20 protein-coding genes are annotated in these 18,668 nt (G+C 43.0%); 13 read left to right on the forward strand and 7 right to left on the reverse strand.

The annotated features are described in order from the left end of the window. Window positions 1–93: 93 nt before the first annotated feature. The 4 genes from NST74_RS05490 to NST74_RS05505 all read left to right on the forward strand — a co-directional run bounded on the left by NST74_RS05490 (window position 94) and on the right by NST74_RS05505 (window position 2,458). Window positions 94–402, forward strand: coding sequence for a hypothetical protein (locus NST74_RS05490; protein ID WP_341110857.1), 309 nt, complete (start codon window positions 94–96; stop codon window positions 400–402). A 60-nt stretch (window positions 403–462) separates the two neighbouring features. Continuing rightward, window positions 463–1,038 (forward strand): RDD family protein, encoded by a 576-nt coding sequence (locus tag NST74_RS05495; protein ID WP_341110858.1) that lies wholly within the window; start codon window positions 463–465, stop codon window positions 1,036–1,038. Between the two features lie 129 nt (window positions 1,039–1,167). Then, complete coding sequence (locus tag NST74_RS05500; protein WP_341110859.1) at window positions 1,168–1,602, forward strand: MarR family winged helix-turn-helix transcriptional regulator; 435 nt, start codon at window positions 1,168–1,170, stop codon at window positions 1,600–1,602. Between the two features lie 46 nt (window positions 1,603–1,648). Then, window positions 1,649–2,458, forward strand: a complete 810-nt coding sequence (locus NST74_RS05505; protein ID WP_076117916.1) for an SDR family NAD(P)-dependent oxidoreductase — start codon at window positions 1,649–1,651, stop codon at window positions 2,456–2,458. 75 nt (window positions 2,459–2,533) lie between these two features. Here the strand turns inward: NST74_RS05505 and NST74_RS05510 are convergent, their stop codons facing one another. Genes NST74_RS05510 through NST74_RS05520 form a run of 3 tightly spaced genes read right to left on the reverse strand, consistent with a single transcriptional unit; the run spans window position 2,534 to window position 5,851 of the window. After that, on the reverse strand, window positions 2,534–4,792 hold the full coding sequence (locus NST74_RS05510; protein ID WP_341110860.1) for a carboxypeptidase-like regulatory domain-containing protein: 2,259 nt from the start codon (window positions 4,790–4,792) through the stop codon (window positions 2,534–2,536). Continuing rightward, complete coding sequence (locus NST74_RS05515; protein WP_341110861.1) at window positions 4,782–5,147, reverse strand: hypothetical protein; 366 nt, start codon at window positions 5,145–5,147, stop codon at window positions 4,782–4,784. The genes NST74_RS05510 and NST74_RS05515 overlap by 11 nt, the downstream gene beginning before the upstream one ends. Continuing rightward, window positions 5,147–5,851, reverse strand: coding sequence for an RNA polymerase sigma factor (locus tag NST74_RS05520; RefSeq protein WP_341110862.1), 705 nt, complete (start codon window positions 5,849–5,851; stop codon window positions 5,147–5,149). The genes NST74_RS05515 and NST74_RS05520 overlap by 1 nt, the downstream gene beginning before the upstream one ends. Window positions 5,852–6,156: 305 nt before the next feature. Between NST74_RS05520 and NST74_RS05525 the strand changes: the two genes are divergently transcribed. The 4 genes from NST74_RS05525 to NST74_RS05540 all read left to right on the forward strand — a co-directional run bounded on the left by NST74_RS05525 (window position 6,157) and on the right by NST74_RS05540 (window position 10,479). Beyond that, window positions 6,157–6,837 (forward strand): YjgB family protein, encoded by a 681-nt coding sequence (locus NST74_RS05525; RefSeq protein WP_341110863.1) that lies wholly within the window; start codon window positions 6,157–6,159, stop codon window positions 6,835–6,837. Between the two features lie 146 nt (window positions 6,838–6,983). Continuing rightward, on the forward strand, window positions 6,984–8,135 hold the full coding sequence (locus NST74_RS05530; RefSeq protein ID WP_341110864.1) for a winged helix-turn-helix domain-containing protein: 1,152 nt from the start codon (window positions 6,984–6,986) through the stop codon (window positions 8,133–8,135). A gap of 74 nt (window positions 8,136–8,209) precedes the next feature. After that, window positions 8,210–9,505 (forward strand): MFS transporter, encoded by a 1,296-nt coding sequence (locus NST74_RS05535; protein ID WP_341110866.1) that lies wholly within the window; start codon window positions 8,210–8,212, stop codon window positions 9,503–9,505. Between the two features lie 407 nt (window positions 9,506–9,912). Further along, window positions 9,913–10,479 carry a histidine phosphatase family protein gene (locus NST74_RS05540; RefSeq protein ID WP_341110867.1) on the forward strand — a complete coding sequence of 189 codons (567 nt, stop codon included), beginning with the start codon at window positions 9,913–9,915 and terminating at the stop codon, window positions 10,477–10,479. Between the two features lie 83 nt (window positions 10,480–10,562). On the opposite strand, the gene NST74_RS05545 is transcribed toward NST74_RS05540, so the two are convergent. The 4 genes from NST74_RS05545 to NST74_RS05560 form a co-directional block, all read right to left on the reverse strand. Next, window positions 10,563–11,345, reverse strand: a complete 783-nt coding sequence (locus NST74_RS05545) for a TatD family hydrolase (protein WP_341110868.1) — start codon at window positions 11,343–11,345, stop codon at window positions 10,563–10,565. Continuing rightward, a complete protein-coding gene (locus NST74_RS05550) occupies window positions 11,342–12,475 on the reverse strand; it encodes a copper amine oxidase N-terminal domain-containing protein (protein WP_341110869.1) in 1,134 nt (377 codons plus the stop codon). Before NST74_RS05550 ends, NST74_RS05545 begins: the two co-directional genes overlap by 4 nt. Window positions 12,476–12,578: 103 nt before the next feature. Continuing rightward, complete coding sequence (locus NST74_RS05555) at window positions 12,579–13,226, reverse strand: hypothetical protein (protein WP_341110870.1); 648 nt, start codon at window positions 13,224–13,226, stop codon at window positions 12,579–12,581. A 137-nt stretch (window positions 13,227–13,363) separates the two neighbouring features. After that, a complete protein-coding gene (locus NST74_RS05560) occupies window positions 13,364–13,783 on the reverse strand; it encodes a MarR family winged helix-turn-helix transcriptional regulator (RefSeq protein ID WP_042124717.1) in 420 nt (139 codons plus the stop codon). 154 nt (window positions 13,784–13,937) lie between these two features. Between NST74_RS05560 and NST74_RS05565 the strand changes: the two genes are divergently transcribed. The 5 genes from NST74_RS05565 (at window position 13,938) to NST74_RS05585 (ending at window position 18,507) form a co-directional block, all read left to right on the forward strand. Further along, window positions 13,938–14,525 (forward strand): sigma-70 family RNA polymerase sigma factor, encoded by a 588-nt coding sequence (locus NST74_RS05565; RefSeq protein ID WP_341110871.1) that lies wholly within the window; start codon window positions 13,938–13,940, stop codon window positions 14,523–14,525. Then, complete coding sequence (locus tag NST74_RS05570) at window positions 14,512–15,270, forward strand: DUF3600 domain-containing protein (protein WP_341110872.1); 759 nt, start codon at window positions 14,512–14,514, stop codon at window positions 15,268–15,270. Before NST74_RS05565 ends, NST74_RS05570 begins: the two co-directional genes overlap by 14 nt. Window positions 15,271–15,527: 257 nt before the next feature. Next, window positions 15,528–16,925 (forward strand): transcriptional regulator, encoded by a 1,398-nt coding sequence (locus NST74_RS05575; protein WP_445668127.1) that lies wholly within the window; start codon window positions 15,528–15,530, stop codon window positions 16,923–16,925. An 87-nt stretch (window positions 16,926–17,012) separates the two neighbouring features. Next, window positions 17,013–17,186, forward strand: coding sequence for an aspartyl-phosphate phosphatase Spo0E family protein (locus tag NST74_RS05580; RefSeq protein WP_197069747.1), 174 nt, complete (start codon window positions 17,013–17,015; stop codon window positions 17,184–17,186). A gap of 235 nt (window positions 17,187–17,421) precedes the next feature. Then, a complete protein-coding gene (locus NST74_RS05585; protein WP_341110873.1) occupies window positions 17,422–18,507 on the forward strand; it encodes a LolA family protein in 1,086 nt (361 codons plus the stop codon). Window positions 18,508–18,668 lie beyond the last annotated feature (161 nt).

The following is an 18,668-nucleotide window of genomic DNA, read 5'->3' on the forward strand; positions in this document are numbered from 1 at the left end:
TATTTCGATAGGAGTCATTGCAGGCAGGGTGTATAATTGGATGAATATGGATTTTTTATTGCGACGAGGAGATCTGGAAAGGACGGTTATGTAATGATAAAGCTGGGTTCTTTTATTGTGGAGTTATTTCGATTGTGCGTATTGCTTGTATTGACCTTATTTATTTTAGGCGGAGTAGAAAGATTGGTTTATCAATCTATTTTTGGTCAGCCCTTGTATAACTGGAGTATGGGGCTTGGAAATCTATTGATATTTTTTATGCTGTATCGGAATCATTTTCAGTTTAAAGGATGGTATAAATCAGAAAAAAATGTAAAACTACCGGTCCTCACCACGAGAATCATTACTGTTATTTCTCTAGGACTTATCATCCTGCCGATTGGGCTCAGCCTGAGCCTATGAGGATTAGAAATTTGAATGGAATCGGGGATATGATCAGGAAGCGATACATAGAATAATTGAATGAATAAAGTAAAGCATAGAGAGTGGGGCCCTGATATGGATGACAATGCAATTGAGCGTTTGGAACAGGAGGATTTCATAGGCTTTTGGAAAAGAGTTCTCGCTACTGTTCTTGATTTCCTTATCATTCTGATACCTGCGGTTATTGTATACTGGATATTTAATTCATTAGCTGTATCCTTGCATTCGGAGATTCCCATCATCCTTGAGTATATTTTCTTCGTCGTGTTTGATATTTTTATGATCGTTAGATTTGGCGGATCGCCTGGAAAGCTGGTTTTAAAGATAAAAATTGTCAATCAGCAAGGGAATATTCCAACGTTGAAGGAAGCTCTAATTCGAAATATTTTCCGAATCATTAGTACGATTTTTTCAATGATTGTTGGCGTAAGCCTCTACGATCTTACTGTGATTTCCACCACGCTTAATTTATGGGCGCCTTTGGCTACTGACCTTAGTAAAATACTTGGCCCCATCATGCTTGTGGATTATCTATTCGTCGCATTTACTCCCCGTAAACGGGCGCTTCACGATATGATGGCTGGTACTTATGTTGTTGATAAATCTGCAATTTAAAGGATGCTTTCAAAAGCATTCTTTTTTTAATATTAAGTATTTTACCGTTAAATAATTTACTATTAAATATTTTAGTGTTAAAATAAATATAGAAGTAGCCAATGATTATGAATATCTAAGGAGGATGTCTTGGAAAACCCAGATATTTTTAGACTCATACATGCAGTTGAATTATTCACGAATGAAATTATTGTTCGATGGATGAATGCTTTTGACCACAATATTGGGATATCTCCTGTTCTCGTCTTGGGAGAATTGAATAAAAAGGGTCCCCAGAAGCAAACTACTTTGGCTAAGAAGCTAGGTTATACGCCGGGAGCGATGACGAACATTGCCAATCGCTTAATTAAGCAGGAAATGGCCGAGCGCAAATATAACGAGGATGATCGCCGAAATGTACTGCTGTCTATCACGGACAAAGGTAAAGATGTACTGAAGGAAGCACAGCTTAAGGGGCAGGAGCTCCGAGTTGAAATGTTTCAGAAGCTCGATGAAGAAGAACTGCAGCAATTCTTGAAAATTTATGAAAAGTTGTTAATGAGCTTTGATAGCTCTGAAACATAAATGAAGTCATCTAAGAATCTTAATCACATTATAAAGGGGTATGAAAATGGGAAGAGTTCAAGGTAAGGTTGCATTAGTAACTGGAGGCGCTTCGGGTATTGGCTTATCAGCCGCTACTTTATTGGCTAGAGAAGGAGCCAAAGTTGTCATCGCCGATTTTAATGTAGAGGCTGCTAAAGAAGCAGCGGCTAAGATTAAAAGTGAGGGTGGAGAGGCGGAAGGTCTTTTCCTAGATGCATCTCAAGCGGATTCGATCAAGGAAGCTGTTGATTTCACAGTCGCTCAGTATGGCACGATTACAGTCTTATTTAACAATGTAGGTCTAACTAATCTGCAAAAAGACCTAGATGTCGTTAACATAGATTTGGAAGAATGGGATCGCCTTATGAACGTGAATACCAAAAGTGTTCTGTTAGGCAGCCGGTTTGCCATTCCACATATGATTAAAGCAGGCGGAGGCTCGATCATTAACACAGCTTCGATGTCAGCATTTGCAGGAGATTCATTGCGTACGGCATATGGCTCCTCTAAGGCAGCTGTTGTGAACCTAACTCGTTATATCGCCACACAATATGGTAAAGATAAAATTCGTTGTAACGGAGTGGCTCCAGGCCTGATCCTAACACCTGCGGCTGCAAGAAATATGCCGCCAGCTGTGCTGGATATTTTCCAGAAGTTCAACGCTCTGCCATATCACGGCGAAGCAGATGATATCGGGAACACTGTTTTGTTCCTGGCATCGGATGAATCTAAATTCATCACAGGCCAAACCATTGAAGTTGAGGGTGGGCACTATATGTCCAACCCAAGTATCACAGACTTCCAGAATTACATGATGGAAGCTAAATCTAAATAAAATCATGCGTAAATAAAAATCCGGTCCATGCTCGTATTTATCGAGAGGGACCGGATTTTTGAATGCATAAATGAGTTAGCTTACCTCTAGTGCGGCTTTCATAAAGGTCTTTAGGGCGGAGGACTTTGCCCCTTCAATCCATTTCTTCAAAACATCCGTCTGACCATTCATGTACCATCCGAGTTTTTCCTTCAACTCTTGTTCAAAGTTACTAGGCTGTTTTGTTCGTTCGTTTATGAGCTGTTTAACCATTTGTGGCCAACGATACCCATTAAGACCAAAGCTGTGTTCGGGGTAACGTTCAGCAAGTGTTAAGACAGAAGAGAGTGACTCGCCTGCGTATAATTCTGCCGCCAAATAGCTGCCAATAAAACGATGGCTGTTATCATGCTCTAAGGCGATAGCAAATTGCTCCCGAGCTTCTTTAAGCTTGCCTTGATGCAAGAGTGCTGTCGCGTTAATAGAGCGTACATAACTGTTTAATTCGATTGGGTTTAACTCGTTGTAACGGGAATGAAATTCGTTATATGATTTCCAGTCCTTATGGTCAAAATAATACTGCGTCAATGTAAAGGCATAATTTGAATAAGGATGTAACTGTATGAGCTTCTGGAGTGAAGGAATCGCCTGATCTTCTAATGAGTCATCCTTCGTGATGGACGATTTGGCGAGCAACAGCTTTACAAGCATATGCAGGGCATGAGCATCCTGTGGATCATCCAAGACATTTTGTTGGTACATTTCAAGGGCTTGCTCGGGGTTCTTATTCAGCAATAGTCTATCAGCCGTGGTCAGTTCTCGTTCCTTGAGATAGAAGAAAGGAAGATTTCCGACAGTGTCTTCGTTTAACCTGTACCCATTACTGCGGGTAATCAGGCGCCCATCTGCATCAAATGCCTCGATATTCCAAGAAAAGCGTGCTTCCGGATTCATGAACACGAGAAAAGAAAGAGGATCAATCGATTCAAAGCCCTCTCCCCCGCTGCCGTAGGAGAAACCACTGTTGTAATAGAGTTCATCTAATGGAATGGAGACTTGATTATCTGTAATATAGTCCCGAATCTGCGAACTGAAGGAGCTCCCCACCGTCGAGACCCCTCCGCTTAAGCGATAGTAAGCCGCACCTTTAACAGCCTTCCAGCGAAAATCTACAGACTGACCTGTTATCGTCTCTTGATTAATAGGAGACTGAAGCTCTAGCAGAGGTTGTAGAACAATGCTCTCATTCAACCTATCATCCGGTTTAACTTCAATCCAATCGTCATACTGTACAGGCCAAGTCCAGCCGTCGATCTGATCATAGCTAAGTCCAAGCTGCAATTGATAGAAGCCCGGAATCACACCGTGGAATTCGAAACGCCCTTTATCGTCGGTAACGATTCGGTACGGTTCAGCCTCAGTAATGCTATGATGAACCTCGCTTTCAGCACGGAGAAAAACACCTGCACGTGAGACCGGCGAACCATCGCTACGAGTCAGTGTTCCGGATACGACCGCTGTAGAGGTACTTCCCATATCTACAGCTGACTGAATGGCGGATTTTAGCGCTTCAAGCTGCATTTCGGTTTCTGAAGTACCTATCTCTGGCGCTGAACTTGATGATGGACCTGCTGTATGAATATCCTGCCAGAATTTTTTGTAGCTTGCTAAGCCATTGTCTACTTCGGCAAGAGCTTCCTGCGCTTCTCCTTTCGTGAAGAGCAGGCGTCCGGTAAGCCATGCTTTTTGTGCATTTAAATCTTCCTGATTCTCGGATGGAAATGTGGTCTGTTCAAGAATAGCTTCAGCGGTTATTATATCTCCACGATTCAGGGCACGTTCTGCACGAAGGAGAGCTAGCTTTTTTGCCACGCTAGAATTGCTGTCTAACTGTTTTGCGGCGGTGTAAAGCGCTTGATCTCCGTCGTCCCTACGACCAAGAGCATCATATTCATAGACAAGCAGCTTAGCCGCAAATATCCGTGTATTATTCGCTGGTCCATCTAGGATGTATTCCTCTAACAAAGCGATTTTATCCTCCGGTAGCAAATCGGAAATACTCGGTTCATCCTGATTCCACTGACTCATAGAGGGACCAATATTTACGTCGTATCTATAGGGATCGTAGCCGTGCTCCTTATCGATGATATTGGTTTGAATAAGCTCCATACGTTTACTGCCAGTTGTAGACTCTAGCTTTTGCAGAAGTTCTGTACGGGCCAGGTTAGATTGAATAGCTGGGCTTTCCTCCATTTGTGCCTTTGAGGAGGGCAGAAAGTTAAATAGAAGAATGAGCAGGGAGGCCGGGAGTAGCACGAATGACACCAGATGTTTGACCTTGATTTTAATTCGCATGTTTCTTCACCGCCTGCTCATAGATATCTTTCCAGTACGTATTGCCTCCGGCCTCAATGAGTTCCCGGTTTTTTTGCTGCTGGACGCCTTGTTGTGGATGGTGTTTAACCTCTGGTTGATGCAGGGTCAGTGTAACGACTAGAATAATGGCGCCGATCGCGCCTATAGGTTTGACGGGGATCTCAATTTCCTTATTCCAGAGTGCTAAGAGGCGGGCTCCAAAGGTTGGAGGGTGGGTCATTTTGAGGACGCGTTCGTGTCCTTCAAAGTGTATGGATTGTAGTTCTTCGTCTAGTAATTGCTTGATAGCTTCGCGCTCCGTATTCTCCGTTTTCTCCGTATTCTCCGTGTTCATTAGAAATGTCCCTCCTTCTCCAAAATCTTTTTTAAGAGCGTCCGTCCTCTAGCGAGCCGGGATTTAATCGTATTCTCAGGGGTATTTAATTGCTCGGAAATTTCTCGGATGCTCATCTCATGAAAGTAATATAATGCCAGACATTCTCGGTATACATAATCGAGAGTCCTCATGGACTCGGCGAGTCTGATATTGTGCCATTCCACCATAAAAAGCTCTTCCGCTCCAGCAGTGAAGCCTGCATCATCGCTTCCTTGAAGCTCTAACCCGCCCGAAGGGAAAATATTACGCCAGCTCCAAGTCCGTTGCTTCATACGGCAGCGGTTAACTACGATGCGAATGAGCCAAGCCTTTAACCGTTCCGGGTCCTGCAGCTGACTCATTTTGGCATAGGCTTGAATAAAAGTATCTTGCACCGCCTCTTCGGCACTGTGCCGATCTTTGAGCAGCAAGCAAGCGGTTCGGAGCAGCATATCGCCGTAATCGTCCATTAACAGGCGGAGAGCTGACTCATCCTTTGCTTTGATTCTCTCTATAATATTCAGATGAAGCTCCCCTCCCTTTACTAATAAGATGCGGCTTGGAGGATTAAGGTTGCGTTTGTGTGGAATATTTTTACTTAGGGGGAGGTATTTCCCGAGATGATGATCCGAGACGACGTTCCCGAGACGGCGTCCCATGAGCTTCCCGAGATGTTCCCTCATTGCAGTTTGTGCAATAGAATCTATCCTGAAGTGAGCGGAAATCAATTCTGTTGTACTTTGTGCATTCAAAATAGTTAAGAAACGCCTAGTTAGGGGGTTTTTATGAATTCTATTGCACGAAGTGCAATGCATTGCTTTTTTCGAAGCAAACAGCCCCAATCTATTGCACGTTCTGCAATGAAATGCCCTGATAGTGCGCATTAATCCGTAATTTATTGATGTTCCGCAGATTTGGGTAAATGATAGATATGTCCGGTTCCATTTTTACAATCGGCTTTAAGCGAATTTACTAAGGAGATGTCATCTTGTCAGCACAGATTAAGTTTTTAGCAGCCTCTATTTTGCTCACAGGGATGATTGGACTAGCCGGATGCAGCTCGAACAATGAACAAGCAAATTCAGCTACCCCAACCACAGCACCTACTGAAACTGCCGTAACAGCAACCTCTGAACCGGAAGTCAGCCCATCAACCACACCTACGGAAACAGCATCAGCAGCGACCACTTCCCCTACGGAGTCTAATGAAAATGCAGCCAACGCTAATCCACAAGATAGCGCTGAACAGCTTAAAGAACTACTTGTACTTGCCAAAAAAGGAAAGGTGCCCGGTGTTGAATATGCTGCACATACCGGTCTTATTGATGAGGTAGAAGCGGATTGGGGTAAGCCTGATCAACAAGAGTCAGCTGGAAAAGGTATTTATGCTACTTACACTGACAAACATGTCGTATTTGGATTTAACAAAGGTAGCCTGATCTTCGATGTTCGTTCCAGTGATGCTGCACTGCAAAAGCTGACACTGAAACAAATCGAGGGAACACTTGGCAAACCGGATGACACCACAACAAATGGTGATGATAAGATTTACACCTATCAAGCCAATGATCAATACCAGCTGAAATTTATTATTCCAAGCTCAACCGGCACAGTAGATCATATTTCTGTGTTTAGTGAACAGGATTCCTTTAACAATATGGCTGGGTAAAACCAGCAATGGGTGCATAGAGCAATCATACAGAGAAATCTGTAGGTTGCTCTTTTTGTATGTTTTCTCTTTGTTCTGGAGTACGCCTTGGACGGACTGATATAATGTAATCAATGAGCGGATTCGGGGGAAAGTGAGGTTCTATCATGCAACTGGAATTAAACGAAAGCGAATATAAAGTGACCACAGATGGGATAACGATAGAATTATTTCCAAAGGAATTTACGCTTTTACAGTTCTTGTACAAAAATAGAGGACGTACGTTCAGCCGAGAACAGTTGCTGGATAACGTATGGCCGCTGGAATATCCGGTGGAGCGTACAGTAGACGATCATATTTATCGTCTTCGTAAAAAACTTGGCAAGCTACAAGGCCTAGATATTAAGACTGTTCGGGGATTCGGCTATAGCCTGACTATGCAGGATTCCTCTGCCGCCATGGCTAATCCGACTACATATGACCTGGAAATGCAAAAGACGATGCGGGAAGTATTCGTAAAATATCATCAATACGGCCAAGGCCGATCCATGTTAACCTTAGCGCGACAACAGGATGTTTTGGGTTATGAAATGGATCCTTTCTATTCGATCTATATTCATTTTGTGCAGGGAGATTTGGAATGGCTTCTGAACACGGAGGAAGTTGAGATAGAAGAGCGATTCTATTCGCTGTTAATATGTTATATGTTTTTGGGTGATCCAAAGCAGAAACTGGAGTTCTGCGAGCTAGTCCTTGAGAAAAAGATTCTTTTGCCACCCCAGCATGTTGAAATGGAGATCCTTAATATTCTGGATTTATACACGCTGGCCGGGCAGCCGGAAAAAGCATTAGAACGATTAAAGCTGACGCATGAAGTGATTAAAGAGCCAGGGTATGAGAACTTCATTCCTGTAACGGCAATTTCTGAAATGCTCGTACACTTGTGGATGGGAACAGAAGATCAGGAATTAGAACGGATGGCGAAAGACATTGAAGCGCTTTTGCAGGAGAAGCCTTTTTTGCGGGAGATCGGCAGTTATAAAGTTGCAAGAGGATTATGGATGTTACGGCGTAAGTCTTGGCGTGAAGCAGAGCAGTTATTGGATGAGGCGCTTCAGGTACTTGAAATGTCAGGATTCGTGCCGATGCAGATATATGCATTATACAGAATTGTTCACTATTGTAACGAGTTTTCTCCACAGTCAGCTTTACATCGGAAATATGCAGATTTATTTGAACGAGAGAAGGAAGAACGGGGATTCCATCGTTTGGAGCAATCCTTGGAAACCGTGCTTATGAATATCGTGACAGCTCTCTGATAATTCTCTGACAATTCTCCAGTACATTAAGATCATGCTAATAAGTTCTTAATTGTAATTTGGAGGAATGTTTAATGAATGCTTCAACACAAGCAGGCACGAGCCTGCTTAAGAACAAGGTGTATATGCGTGTGTACAGCGCGTTCGCGACGGCGACCTTTGGGGATTGGTTTGATACCTTAGCGATTCAGGTACTCGTAGGGTACCGCTGGCAGGCCAGCCCGCTAATGCTGGCTTTGATTCCGGTCTCCATAGCTTTGCCGGGGATTTTGCTGGGTTCGTTTGCAGGGGTAGTGGCTGACCGACTGAACAAGCTGAAGCTGATGCGGATGTGTGATCTGCTTACGGCATTGTTAACCGTATTCGTATTATTTGCTCCCAGCATGGTGTGGTTGCTCCCATTACTGATGCTGCGAGCTGCTATCTCTACCTTAAACGTACCTGCCCAGCAGTCAATGACTCGCAGTTTGGTTAGAGAGGATCAGCTTCTTCAGGCGACTTCACTGAATGGAATTGTAAATCAAGGCTCCAAAATCGCTGGACCGTTACTTGGAGGTTTCGCATTGACAGTGCTAACACCACAATGGTGTATATTAATCAATGCTTGTCTCAGAGGTTGCTCGTACCTGCTTTTACTGACCGTTAAGAATAATGAGGTAGGACAAGTCAGCTCAGATCAGGACGATAAAGAGGAACAGGTTCCCCTTCGTACCATGTGGAAGGAAGGCTGGGGCTTTATGCTGCGCAGCAGACTGCTGCTAAACAGTATGCTGTTTGGTTTAATCGGTGCGTTAGCTATTCAAATGATCGACTTCCAGTTTACAAGTCTATTCAGAATTATTGCACCTGCTGAGGAATCTATGCTGGGCTGGCTTGTCGCGGCAACTGGCGTGGGTGCTATATTCATGATCATGGTCATGAACAAAATGAACCGGGGAACAGGCTATGGCTGGAAGTTAGGAACAGGTTATGCACTTATTGGTATATCGGTCGGAGGGCTTGGTCTGCTTCAGCCAGGCGTCACAAGCCTTCCTGTATTGCTGTTAGGATTCGTACTGGGTCTCGGAAACGGAATGTTTATGATTACCTTCAATTATTGTTTGCAAAAAGAAACTCCCCCGCATATGACAGGGCGTGTGTTCGGTATTCAGAGTACGATTCTTAGCGGAGTGATGATTGGAGCTCCACTCCTCGGCGGTATGCTGGTTCAGGCCGCTGGGCCTAGCCGGATCTTTTTTAACTTTGGTATCGTAATCGCTCTGATTGGTGTGCTGGGCATCGCATTCGGACGCGTGCTGTGGCCTAAGGAGAAGGAAATGACGGATAGCATAGCGGAGCAATCTGTGAAGGTTAAAGTGATGGAAACTTAAGGCTGCTGATTTATTCAGAAAAAAGCTTGCGGAAGTGTGAGTGGAGGTCAGGCTAACTAGCCAGACTAGAAAGCTTGAGAAGCACAGATTACCTAGCGAGCTTACCTAGCATTTAGTTGCAGAATCTGCAATTAAATGCTGTTCCATCGTTCAAAGCAAACTTTAGTTGTATTTAGTGCAGCTATAATTTGATTTTTTCTCCATTTGGGTAGAAATGATGGTTTTAGTTGTACGAATTACACTTATTTGCTCAGCAGAGCTCTTTTTACGCTTAATAGTTGTATAGAGTGCAATTAAGAGACTTATCTAGCTCGTTAGGATTGATTCTTGCCCGTGAGGGCTTTTTTTATTGTATGGAGGAGTTTAGATAGAACACGAGAAATTGTAAAGATAGAGGAGGGGAATGAATGTCTACTTATATTTATATGGTTAGGCATGGAGAATCACCCAAGCTGCCCGGAGGATCTGAGAGAACACGTGGATTAACAGCGAAGGGGGAGGAGGATGCCCGCAAGATAACGGAGAAGTTACGTCCCGAAGGAATTCAAGTTTTCTATTCAAGTCCATATCTTCGGGCGATACATACAATTTCTGGATTGGCGCAGGAGGTAGGTGCAGAGATTCAGGGTGTTGAAGACCTCCGAGAAATCCATTTTTCTGACGGAAATAAAATCATGCCTGATCAGGAGTTATACCCATTACTGACAACAATGTTTGCTGATCCGGATTTTGTTCCGGTTGGTGGGGAATCCATTCATACGTGTCAGAAGCGATCCGTTAGCGTGTTGCAAGAAATACTGAATAAACACCGTGGTCAAAAGGTTGCGGTTGGCACTCACGGTGCAGTCATGACACTAATGATGAATTATTTTGACGCCAAATATGATCTGAATTTTCTGCTTCAAACCACTAAGCCGGATATTTATAAAATGGAGTTCGCTGGCGGAACGTTAATGGGTGTGGAGAGGTTATGAACTCCCAAATTGGGATAAAGCTGTGATTATTCAAAAGGATGGCCTGGCATTAGCAGTTAGCTAGGGGCCATCCTTTTGTCTATCTACAAGCTATAAAATCGCCTAGTATTCGCAATCAGTACTTCTTCCGCTTGGCCTGGGGTGTAGCCATGGAGCGCTCCCCAAGCGGCGGCGACGTCTTGAATCATAGATGGATGAGTGATTTTTTCCGCAAAGGGTCCTTCAAACGGCCAAGGGCCATCGGTTTCCGCCATGACAAGCTGAGGAGGGTAGCGGCGGGCAAGCTCCTGAATCTCCGGCTCGTATAGGATATCAGGGGTGAAAGAGATATAGCAGCCGTTGTTGATCATGCGGACAATGGCTTCTTCGGGTCCCTTAAACCAGTGGAAGTGGGCACGCTTTATACCATGCTTCTCTAGTAGATCGCAGGCAATCAGCGCATCCTCATAAATAGCGTGCAAGACCACAGGTTTATCTATACGGGCTGCAAGCCCGAGTAACTGATCAAGAAGCAGAATATAAGGCTCCATATCAAAGGCTTCGCCGCGCTCCAGTGCCTCAGCACGCGAATAATAAGGCAGTCCGATTTCACCCACAGCGATGAAATCCTCCCGATCTTGACGCTCAATCCATTCCAGTAGATTAGATAACTCAGTTTCCTGCGGTAGTGGTTGCTCCGGATGAAAGCCATAAGCGGGGTGTACCACTCCGGGATAGGTAGCGGCAAGCTTTTGGGTACGGAAGCAAGAGTCTAAATTCATAGAGACAGCAATCAAGGCTTCGATCCCTAAGGTAGGCAACTCACTTAACATTTGTTCTGAAACCTCAGGCTCATATTGCTCTAAATGGATATGGGCATCAATCATAGCTGCTTACCCACTACATAAGAGGCATACTCCTCATGAGGCTCAAAGCGAATGGATTCAGGTTCCATTCCAGCATTTCCCGATTTGTAGTCGAAGGTTAGTGTGCCAATACTCTCCAGAAATCCAATATAAACATTGGTTTCAGCCTTCAGCCTGCCTTCTTCTACCATGTAGTAAGTAACAGCACCAATACCTGCTTCTTCGCCAAGATTGTCATCCTCTCCACGATCTGGATACCGCATAGTAACCATAGATGGAGTTGAACCTTTAACCTGAATTTGTATGAGGGCATCGCCTTTTTCATTGGAAATTTTTGAAGTAACCAATGCGGAGACCGCTTCATCTGCGGAAGGTATATTCATTTCTTTCCACTGGTTAGGCTTAATCACGTGAAGCTCTTGCATAGACATGCCCGTTCCTGTACCGAGCCACAGTATGACAACAACCTCTTCCTGCCCATCCTGATCTATATCGGCATAATGAATCTCAGGAGTGTAACCTAGCAATCTTGGTGCTTCCCAATTAAACGTATGTTTATTACCGTTCACCTCTACAACAAATCCCTCGTAGGTATCGCCATTTTTAAGGGCAGTATACAGCTTAACTTGGTCATTTTCTGTAGCAATAGCGAGAGGTTCGCTGGGGGTTCTTACGGTAGTACTAACATCTCCAGATGTAATTGATATTTCAGTTTGCGAGGCATTCAGTTGCACTTCTGCTCCGGAGAGGCTGCTTAATGCGTCAGCAGGAATATATAAATTGCCGTTTCGTAGAATCGCAGGTCCCCCCAGCGTATTTTGATATCCGTCACCTTGCATATATTCATTGCCCGGCTTCAGTACATATTTACTGCTTCCGTCAGAGATGGTTAAGGTTTTCGTAGCACTATCCCATCGTTGTTCAGAAGAATAGTACTCCATGAGTACTTTTGCAGGTACATAGACCTTATCACCTGAGAAAAAAGGTGGGAGAGATGGAAGAACGGTTTCTCCATCAACGATTAGCTTCAGTGGTGCTTCAGTTTTTTGTGTTTGGTTAATTGCTATTGATGTATTCATATCTATAGATGCCGATGTTCCACATCCGGCTAAAAAGAGCGTGCTAGCTCCGATTACGATGAATTTATTCATAATTACCTCCGAGGATTAAGTCCAGTCCTCTTAAGTATAGATTAAATCAGCGCGTAGTAGGTCACTTTCTGTAAACAAAGCAGAGACAAGCTTGTTACGTTTGCTAATTATTTAAGAACTCGGTCCGATCAACTTGTGATTTTGGGTCTACTGTTAGACTTTTGCTATAGCGGATCTCCCCGATAGAACAACCCGGCCCGATGATGATATCTTCCCCGCAGACGAGATCGGCTGTTGTTCGGTATAACATGATGCTAGTTCCTTCAATCGTTTGGCAAGTAAGCTTCCGGAGGTAGGGAATCAGCGCATTCATTAGTTTCAAAGAGGGCTTAATAGTAATGGTTCCGCTAGATTTCATAGCCTCAATTGTGCTTCTGTTTCCTAAACGTAGCTCAATCGATGATCCGGCAGTTAATCTATGGATCTTCACAGCACCTTCGGCATAAAAGGTTTCGACTGCAACATTTTGTGCTGCGGAGAAGTATCCTGACGATTGCAGTCTATTGGCTTGGAGTTGTTGAACACGGAGTCCTCCCAGATTTATAACCTGCTCGGCCCTGCAATGACCTCCAATCGAACAATCACCAGATACTTTTAGCTTCACGGTAGTTACATTCTTCTGAGCACTTAAATGTCCAACAACATCGACAGTATCCGCACGAATATCCTCTTGGAGGATTAATGAACCTCTCACTTTCAGCGGTGGACCGATCATTTCATTACGTTCAAAAGTATCATTAGCATGGGACATTTTATAGGGGGCCGCCTTTCGAATTATATTTTAATGATTAAAATATATAGTTATTATAATATATAGTCAATATAACATTTCGGAGTTATAAGCAAAAAAAACTGCCGTCAGTTTCCTGACAGGCAGTTATATAAACATTAGTTCATCATTTTATCCATTAACTCATTGATTTGTTCTAAGGTTCCTGAGATTTTATCCAACTCCGAGGTAGGAAAGGCTTCAAAGATATGGAGAATCCGCTGATGTCCTTGTTCTGTAAGGACTATGTTGACGACTCTGCGATCTTCCTTCGTCCGCACACGTTCGATAAGACCGGCATCTTCCAGCTTATCACACATCGAGGAAGCGGCTCCCGGTGTAATAATAAATCGTTCGGAGATGTCAGTAATGTTCAAGCTTCCTATAAGCCTGAGCTGGAACAGCAGCAGGATCTGATTGTGAGTCAGGGTCTCCTGCTTGGTGATCATATCAATGAAGAACTGGGATTTCTGCTGCACATTTGCCATAGATTCCATAACCTTATGGATAGCGTATTGTTTATCTTGCTCTGTGCTCATAGCCACGCTCCAATTTACTTTAGTTCCTAAAATATATAGAAGCTATAATAAGCTTGTCAAGTTGAGGAGTCGAGTTGACGCTCAAAATAAATCGAACGATATCTCTTTTATTTACCAATATATAGTGTAAGACCGAAGGAGGGGGTTGAAAGGGATGAAACATCCAAATGAAAATTCTAAGCTCATTACGCTTGCGCAAGCCGGCAGTCGTGAAGCGTTCAGTGAGTTATATGATGCAACGATCCGGGATGTATATCAGACCGTTCATTTCCTCGTTCGTGAACCATCTGATGTGGATGATATTGTTCAAGAAATTTATTTGCAGATGCACCGGTCTCTTGAACGCTTCGACATGGATCGCCCCTTTAGACCCTGGCTTATGGGATTGGTCATGCGACAAATTTATGCCTATCGGAGGAAGAGGTGGACGCATCTTCGAATCCTGAAAAAGGCAGAACATGCTGATTTGATCATGGAACACGAATTTACGAATGATGTTGTGGACAGATTATCCAACCAAGCCCTGCTAGCAAGTGTAGAGTGTCTTCCATTTAAGCTGAAACAGGTGATCATTCTGCATTATTTAAACGAATTTTCCCAGGAAGAAAGTGCCTTGATACTAGGTATTCCTCTCGGAACCGTGAAATCTCGTATTCATGCTGCACTGCACAAGCTTCGCCAGAAGCCAGCGAACCATATTCTTTTTAAGGGAAAGGTGGTGGATCTGGATGAATTTCAATGAAGAGCTACGGACAGCTCTGCAGGAAGAGGCTAGAAATTGTACAGCCCCACCGGAACTGAAGGAGCAAATACTAAATAGGACTGCACCCAAACAAGGGGGAAGACGAATGAAAAAATGGCTTGTAGCAAGTATTTTAGCGGCAGCATTATTAATTCCTACTGGAGCTTATGCCGGATATAATTATTTGACGGACACCCTATATGGCTCACAGACAACCGCTGCTACGATTGGAGTAACCCAGCAACAATATGATAGGCTTGAAGCCAAGCTGCAGAACGCGAAGCAAACCTTTAACGAAGAGGAATTCACAAAGCTGATGTCCTTACTGAAAGAATTGGGAGCTTATAATCTGCAAATGGCAGATGCTGAAGGCGTCTTTCACCTAGAACAATTAAGTGCGCAGGAGCAGAAGGCTTACAAGAAATTACAGATGGAGCTTGAACCTTATTTTGAACAAATGAATGAAGCCAAAACATCAAAGAAATCAGTGAATTCCGTTGATCGTGATACTTTCTGGAATAGCTTGCTTGAAAAAGCTGAACAGAGGCTTACGAATAAGGAGTTTGAGGAAACTAAACGATTAATAATTGAGTTACAAAGCTATGATGCCAAGGTATTTGATTCAGATGGTAGTGTTCATATGGAACGGCTTTCAAATGAGGAAATACAAAACCAAGAGAAGTTAATGGAAGCGCTAGACCCTTACATTAAAAAGCTGGATTTGATGATTAAACCCAGCTCATAGTTGAATTTATATGCATGTATTGAATAACAATAGATAGAATTATCATAGGAAAAACCATCGGAAAAGGTCTATTACACCTTGCGTTCTGATGGTTTTTGCTTTTTACTAATCTATAGTCTATACATTACTCACCGAATAATTGTATATTGAAGAGCGATAGGAAAAAAGTATTTGACCACTGGAATAATTAGACATATATTTATTAAAATACTAATAATTTATATCTGTATTATGTTGGGCGAAAGGTGGCTTTGATCATGAAGCGGATGACCATTCGTGCAGAACTGGCGGACTATCTCAAGAAGCATGGGACTACGATCAATCAGTTCTCAGAGGTGTCTAAGGTGAATTCAGGCACGATCAGTAATATCATCAATGGGAATCGTCCAATAGCCATGCAACAATTAGATCGAATTACAGAAGGTATGGGATTAGAAGAAGGCATCTACTATGATTTATATGTGGATGAGTGTTTTGTACATTCCAATCCGAATTGGAGACGCCTTCGGCCATTTCTATATCGCTGTGCAGAGCTGGATAAGCTGGATTGTATTGCACGGGTAGTTGGGATCATGATGGACAGCTTATCTTATACGCTCTCGTTATTTGATACTGCGGAAGATTTTTTTGCGCAAGGGAAATATGAAGCAGCAGCGATGTTATATCAGAGTGTAGCTGAGAGTGAGAAGTATCAGCATTCAGAGCGTTTGGCTCTTTGCCAATACAGACTGTTCACAATCGCTTTGGGTGAGGATCAGGATGCTAATTTGCGAGCAGCGGTGCAATTTGAAGGATTTGTTAACCGGCTTGATGAGGTGGACCAGCTCGATGCGCTGAAGGATTTGGCGAATACATATAGCGCTTTGCGACATTGGGACAAGGTAAAGGCAATAGCTAAGGAAATGGGGAATAAAGCAACGATTCAATATCATTCCAAATACGAACGTGCCAGAAAAAGCAAGCTTCAAAAGGAACCCGAAATACCACTATTCTCGTATATTCAATACTCTTACATGTTACGTTCAGTAGTTTATAGAGAGCTTGGCAATTATGATAGAGCATTACATTATGTTAACCTATATATGGATATGAGCTGGATTCGTGAAGACACGGAAGAAGCTTTGCAGCATATTAATCAATGCATGGAGTGGGCGCGGGCTAATATTTACTTGCTGCGAATTTTAAAAGGGGATGTAACGGTGCTGCCGGAATATGTGGCATACATTGAACAAAGAGAGGAAGAAATTCTTTCAGGTCTGTTCAAAATCCTTCAAGCAGCTAATTACTATCAATTTAATGTGGATGATATTCTTCTGCGGTTTAAACAAAAAAAATCAGATTGTAGAGATCATCGCCTAGAAAATAGATCCTATAATCAACAAATCCTCGAAGATAGATATACCAACTTGATGGCTGAGATCGCTTCTTACTACATAAAAAGAAATGAATATGAGATTAGTATAAAGTATATAATGATAAGTTTGGAATGTTCAGTTAAGATAAATAGCGAATCATGTATTATAAAATGTGTTGGGATGTTCGAACAGCTACGACACATAGCATCCATCGAAACGCAAAAAGAATATCAAAACCTAATTAGTAAGGTGCAGCGAATCAACGAAAAGAAAAATGGCTTTGTATCTAATATTTCTTGATCCTAAATCTTTATAGTACTGCACTCTATTGTAAAATTTGGAATTTGACATATGCCTCTAATATATTACTTTGAGGAGGTTGTGTTAATGAATAAGCCAGAAATTATCCAAAAAAGAATAGAGGGTGCTAGAGCCAAACTTTATTTAATGGAAAGGCAACACGGAGGGTTGTTACATCCCAATGTGATCAGACAGTCCATGAGGTTGGATGAATTAATTAATGAGTACAATAAAGCCGTACATAACGATAACGAGAGTTGAAACAAGAAATTGATCCTATAATTTTCGCTCTATTCAATAGATAAGACTTACATAATGTTATTGCATTTCTGTATAAAACATAAAGCCAGCGCTTTGCGTGGGCTTTTTTTGTTTGTATATTCCTAAAAAATAAATCTAAGTCCCATGCTTGTCATGCCCGTCTGCATATTGCGGCCAAGTCCCTCATAGACATGTACTAATCAATGCATTCAAAACAGGTTAAGGGGATGATGTCATGCGCCGGACAATATGGGTACTCGCGATCATTATGAGCGTGGCCCTGGTGATGACGGGGTGCGGGAAGAAGGATGCCGCTTCCGTGGTCAAGGATTTGAACAATGTGGCTGACAAGTTGGAAAGTAAGCAGGGAACGTACCAAGCTTCAGGCATTATGACCCTATTCACCGGCGAGCAGCCGCAGGAGTATAAGGTAGAGGTATGGTACAAGAACCCTTCTTATTATCGGATCAGCTTGGCAAATGTTCAAAAGGATATTACGCAGATCGTGCTTCGTAATGATGAAGGAGTATTCGTACTCACACCAAGTATGAATAAGAGCTTCCGCTTCCAGAGTGATTGGCCGGACAATCAAGGTCAGGTTTACTTGTATCAGACGCTAGTTCGGGGCATCGTCTCTGATAACAATCGTCAATTTGTGGAAGATGGAGATAACTATGTGTTTGAGGTAGCTGCGAATTATCAAAGCAATGCTCTTGTGCGGCAGAAGATTTGGTTGGATAAAAAGACTTATGAGCCTAAACAGGTTCAAGTCTCTGATTCTGAAGCTAAGGTAGTTGTGGATGTGAAGTTTGACACCTTTAAATTCGATACAGATCTCACAAAGGATTCTTTTGATATGCAAAAGAATATGACCACAGGTGCTGCTTCAGAAAGCACAGTAGCTGAGGTTGACGAAAATGGAAATCCAGTAGTAGTTCCGGAAGGTCAGGAGCAAGAGGGGCAACCAGTCGCTGCTGAGCTTGGTGACTTTGGGATCATCGAACCGGGATATGTTCCGGCAGGCGTTGAGTTGAAGGACTCTCATAAAATGGAAGGGAACAAAGATCATGCCGTTCTCATCCGGTATGATGGGGTTTATCAATACACCATCATGGAAGCCCGTCCATTGGACCGTGCAGTAGCGTTGGCCCCTGGAACACTGATAGATCTTGGTTTTACCGCAGGACTTCTTAGTGGTGATGAGCAGCAGACGTTGACATGGATGTCTGAGGGTATAGAGTACAGAATTACAAGTGCTAATCTTCCTGTTAACGAAATGATGCAAATTGCCGCTTCTATGGAGGCACAATCGGGTAAATAATATAAAGTAGGCGGATACTGCGTTTTGTGGGATTCTTTCCTCTACAACGTAGTATCCGCCTTTCTATATTTGCCAGCACTCCAGCCTCTTTGATCTGAAGGCAAAAGATAACTGAGGTCACATTGACAGCCACCTTCCATAGCATTACCATGAGTACTAAG

Origin of the sequence: Paenibacillus sp. FSL F4-0125 (assembly GCF_038008565.1) — a bacterium.
Lineage (GTDB): Bacteria > Bacillota > Bacilli > Paenibacillales > Paenibacillaceae > Paenibacillus_AQ.

Bases quoted from the DNA above. Each gene is read 5' to 3' on its own strand.
- NST74_RS05530 (WP_341110864.1), top strand. From the start codon at position 6,984: ATGCAACTGGAATTAAACGAAAGCGAATATAAAGTGACCACAGATGGG.
- NST74_RS05575 (WP_445668127.1), top strand. From the start codon at position 15,528: ATGAAGCGGATGACCATTCGTGCAGAACTGGCGGACTATCTCAAGAAG.
- NST74_RS05580 (WP_197069747.1), top strand. From the start codon at position 17,013: ATGAATAAGCCAGAAATTATCCAAAAAAGAATAGAGGGTGCTAGAGCC.
- NST74_RS05585 (WP_341110873.1), top strand. From the start codon at position 17,422: ATGCGCCGGACAATATGGGTACTCGCGATCATTATGAGCGTGGCCCTG.
- NST74_RS05565 (WP_341110871.1), top strand. From the start codon at position 13,938: ATGAAACATCCAAATGAAAATTCTAAGCTCATTACGCTTGCGCAAGCC.
- NST74_RS05555 (WP_341110870.1), bottom strand. From the start codon at position 13,226: ATGTCCCATGCTAATGATACTTTTGAACGTAATGAAATGATCGGTCCA.
- NST74_RS05495 (WP_341110858.1), top strand. From the start codon at position 463: ATGAATAAAGTAAAGCATAGAGAGTGGGGCCCTGATATGGATGACAAT.
- NST74_RS05540 (WP_341110867.1), top strand. From the start codon at position 9,913: ATGTCTACTTATATTTATATGGTTAGGCATGGAGAATCACCCAAGCTG.
- NST74_RS05490 (WP_341110857.1), top strand. From the start codon at position 94: ATGATAAAGCTGGGTTCTTTTATTGTGGAGTTATTTCGATTGTGCGTA.
- NST74_RS05510 (WP_341110860.1), bottom strand. From the start codon at position 4,792: ATGCGAATTAAAATCAAGGTCAAACATCTGGTGTCATTCGTGCTACTC.
- NST74_RS05515 (WP_341110861.1), bottom strand. From the start codon at position 5,147: ATGAACACGGAGAATACGGAGAAAACGGAGAATACGGAGCGCGAAGCT.
- NST74_RS05550 (WP_341110869.1), bottom strand. From the start codon at position 12,475: ATGAATAAATTCATCGTAATCGGAGCTAGCACGCTCTTTTTAGCCGGA.
- NST74_RS05535 (WP_341110866.1), top strand. From the start codon at position 8,210: ATGAATGCTTCAACACAAGCAGGCACGAGCCTGCTTAAGAACAAGGTG.
- NST74_RS05545 (WP_341110868.1), bottom strand. From the start codon at position 11,345: ATGATTGATGCCCATATCCATTTAGAGCAATATGAGCCTGAGGTTTCA.
- NST74_RS05520 (WP_341110862.1), bottom strand. From the start codon at position 5,851: ATGAGGGAACATCTCGGGAAGCTCATGGGACGCCGTCTCGGGAACGTC.
- NST74_RS05570 (WP_341110872.1), top strand. From the start codon at position 14,512: ATGAATTTCAATGAAGAGCTACGGACAGCTCTGCAGGAAGAGGCTAGA.
- NST74_RS05505 (WP_076117916.1), top strand. From the start codon at position 1,649: ATGGGAAGAGTTCAAGGTAAGGTTGCATTAGTAACTGGAGGCGCTTCG.
- NST74_RS05560 (WP_042124717.1), bottom strand. From the start codon at position 13,783: ATGAGCACAGAGCAAGATAAACAATACGCTATCCATAAGGTTATGGAA.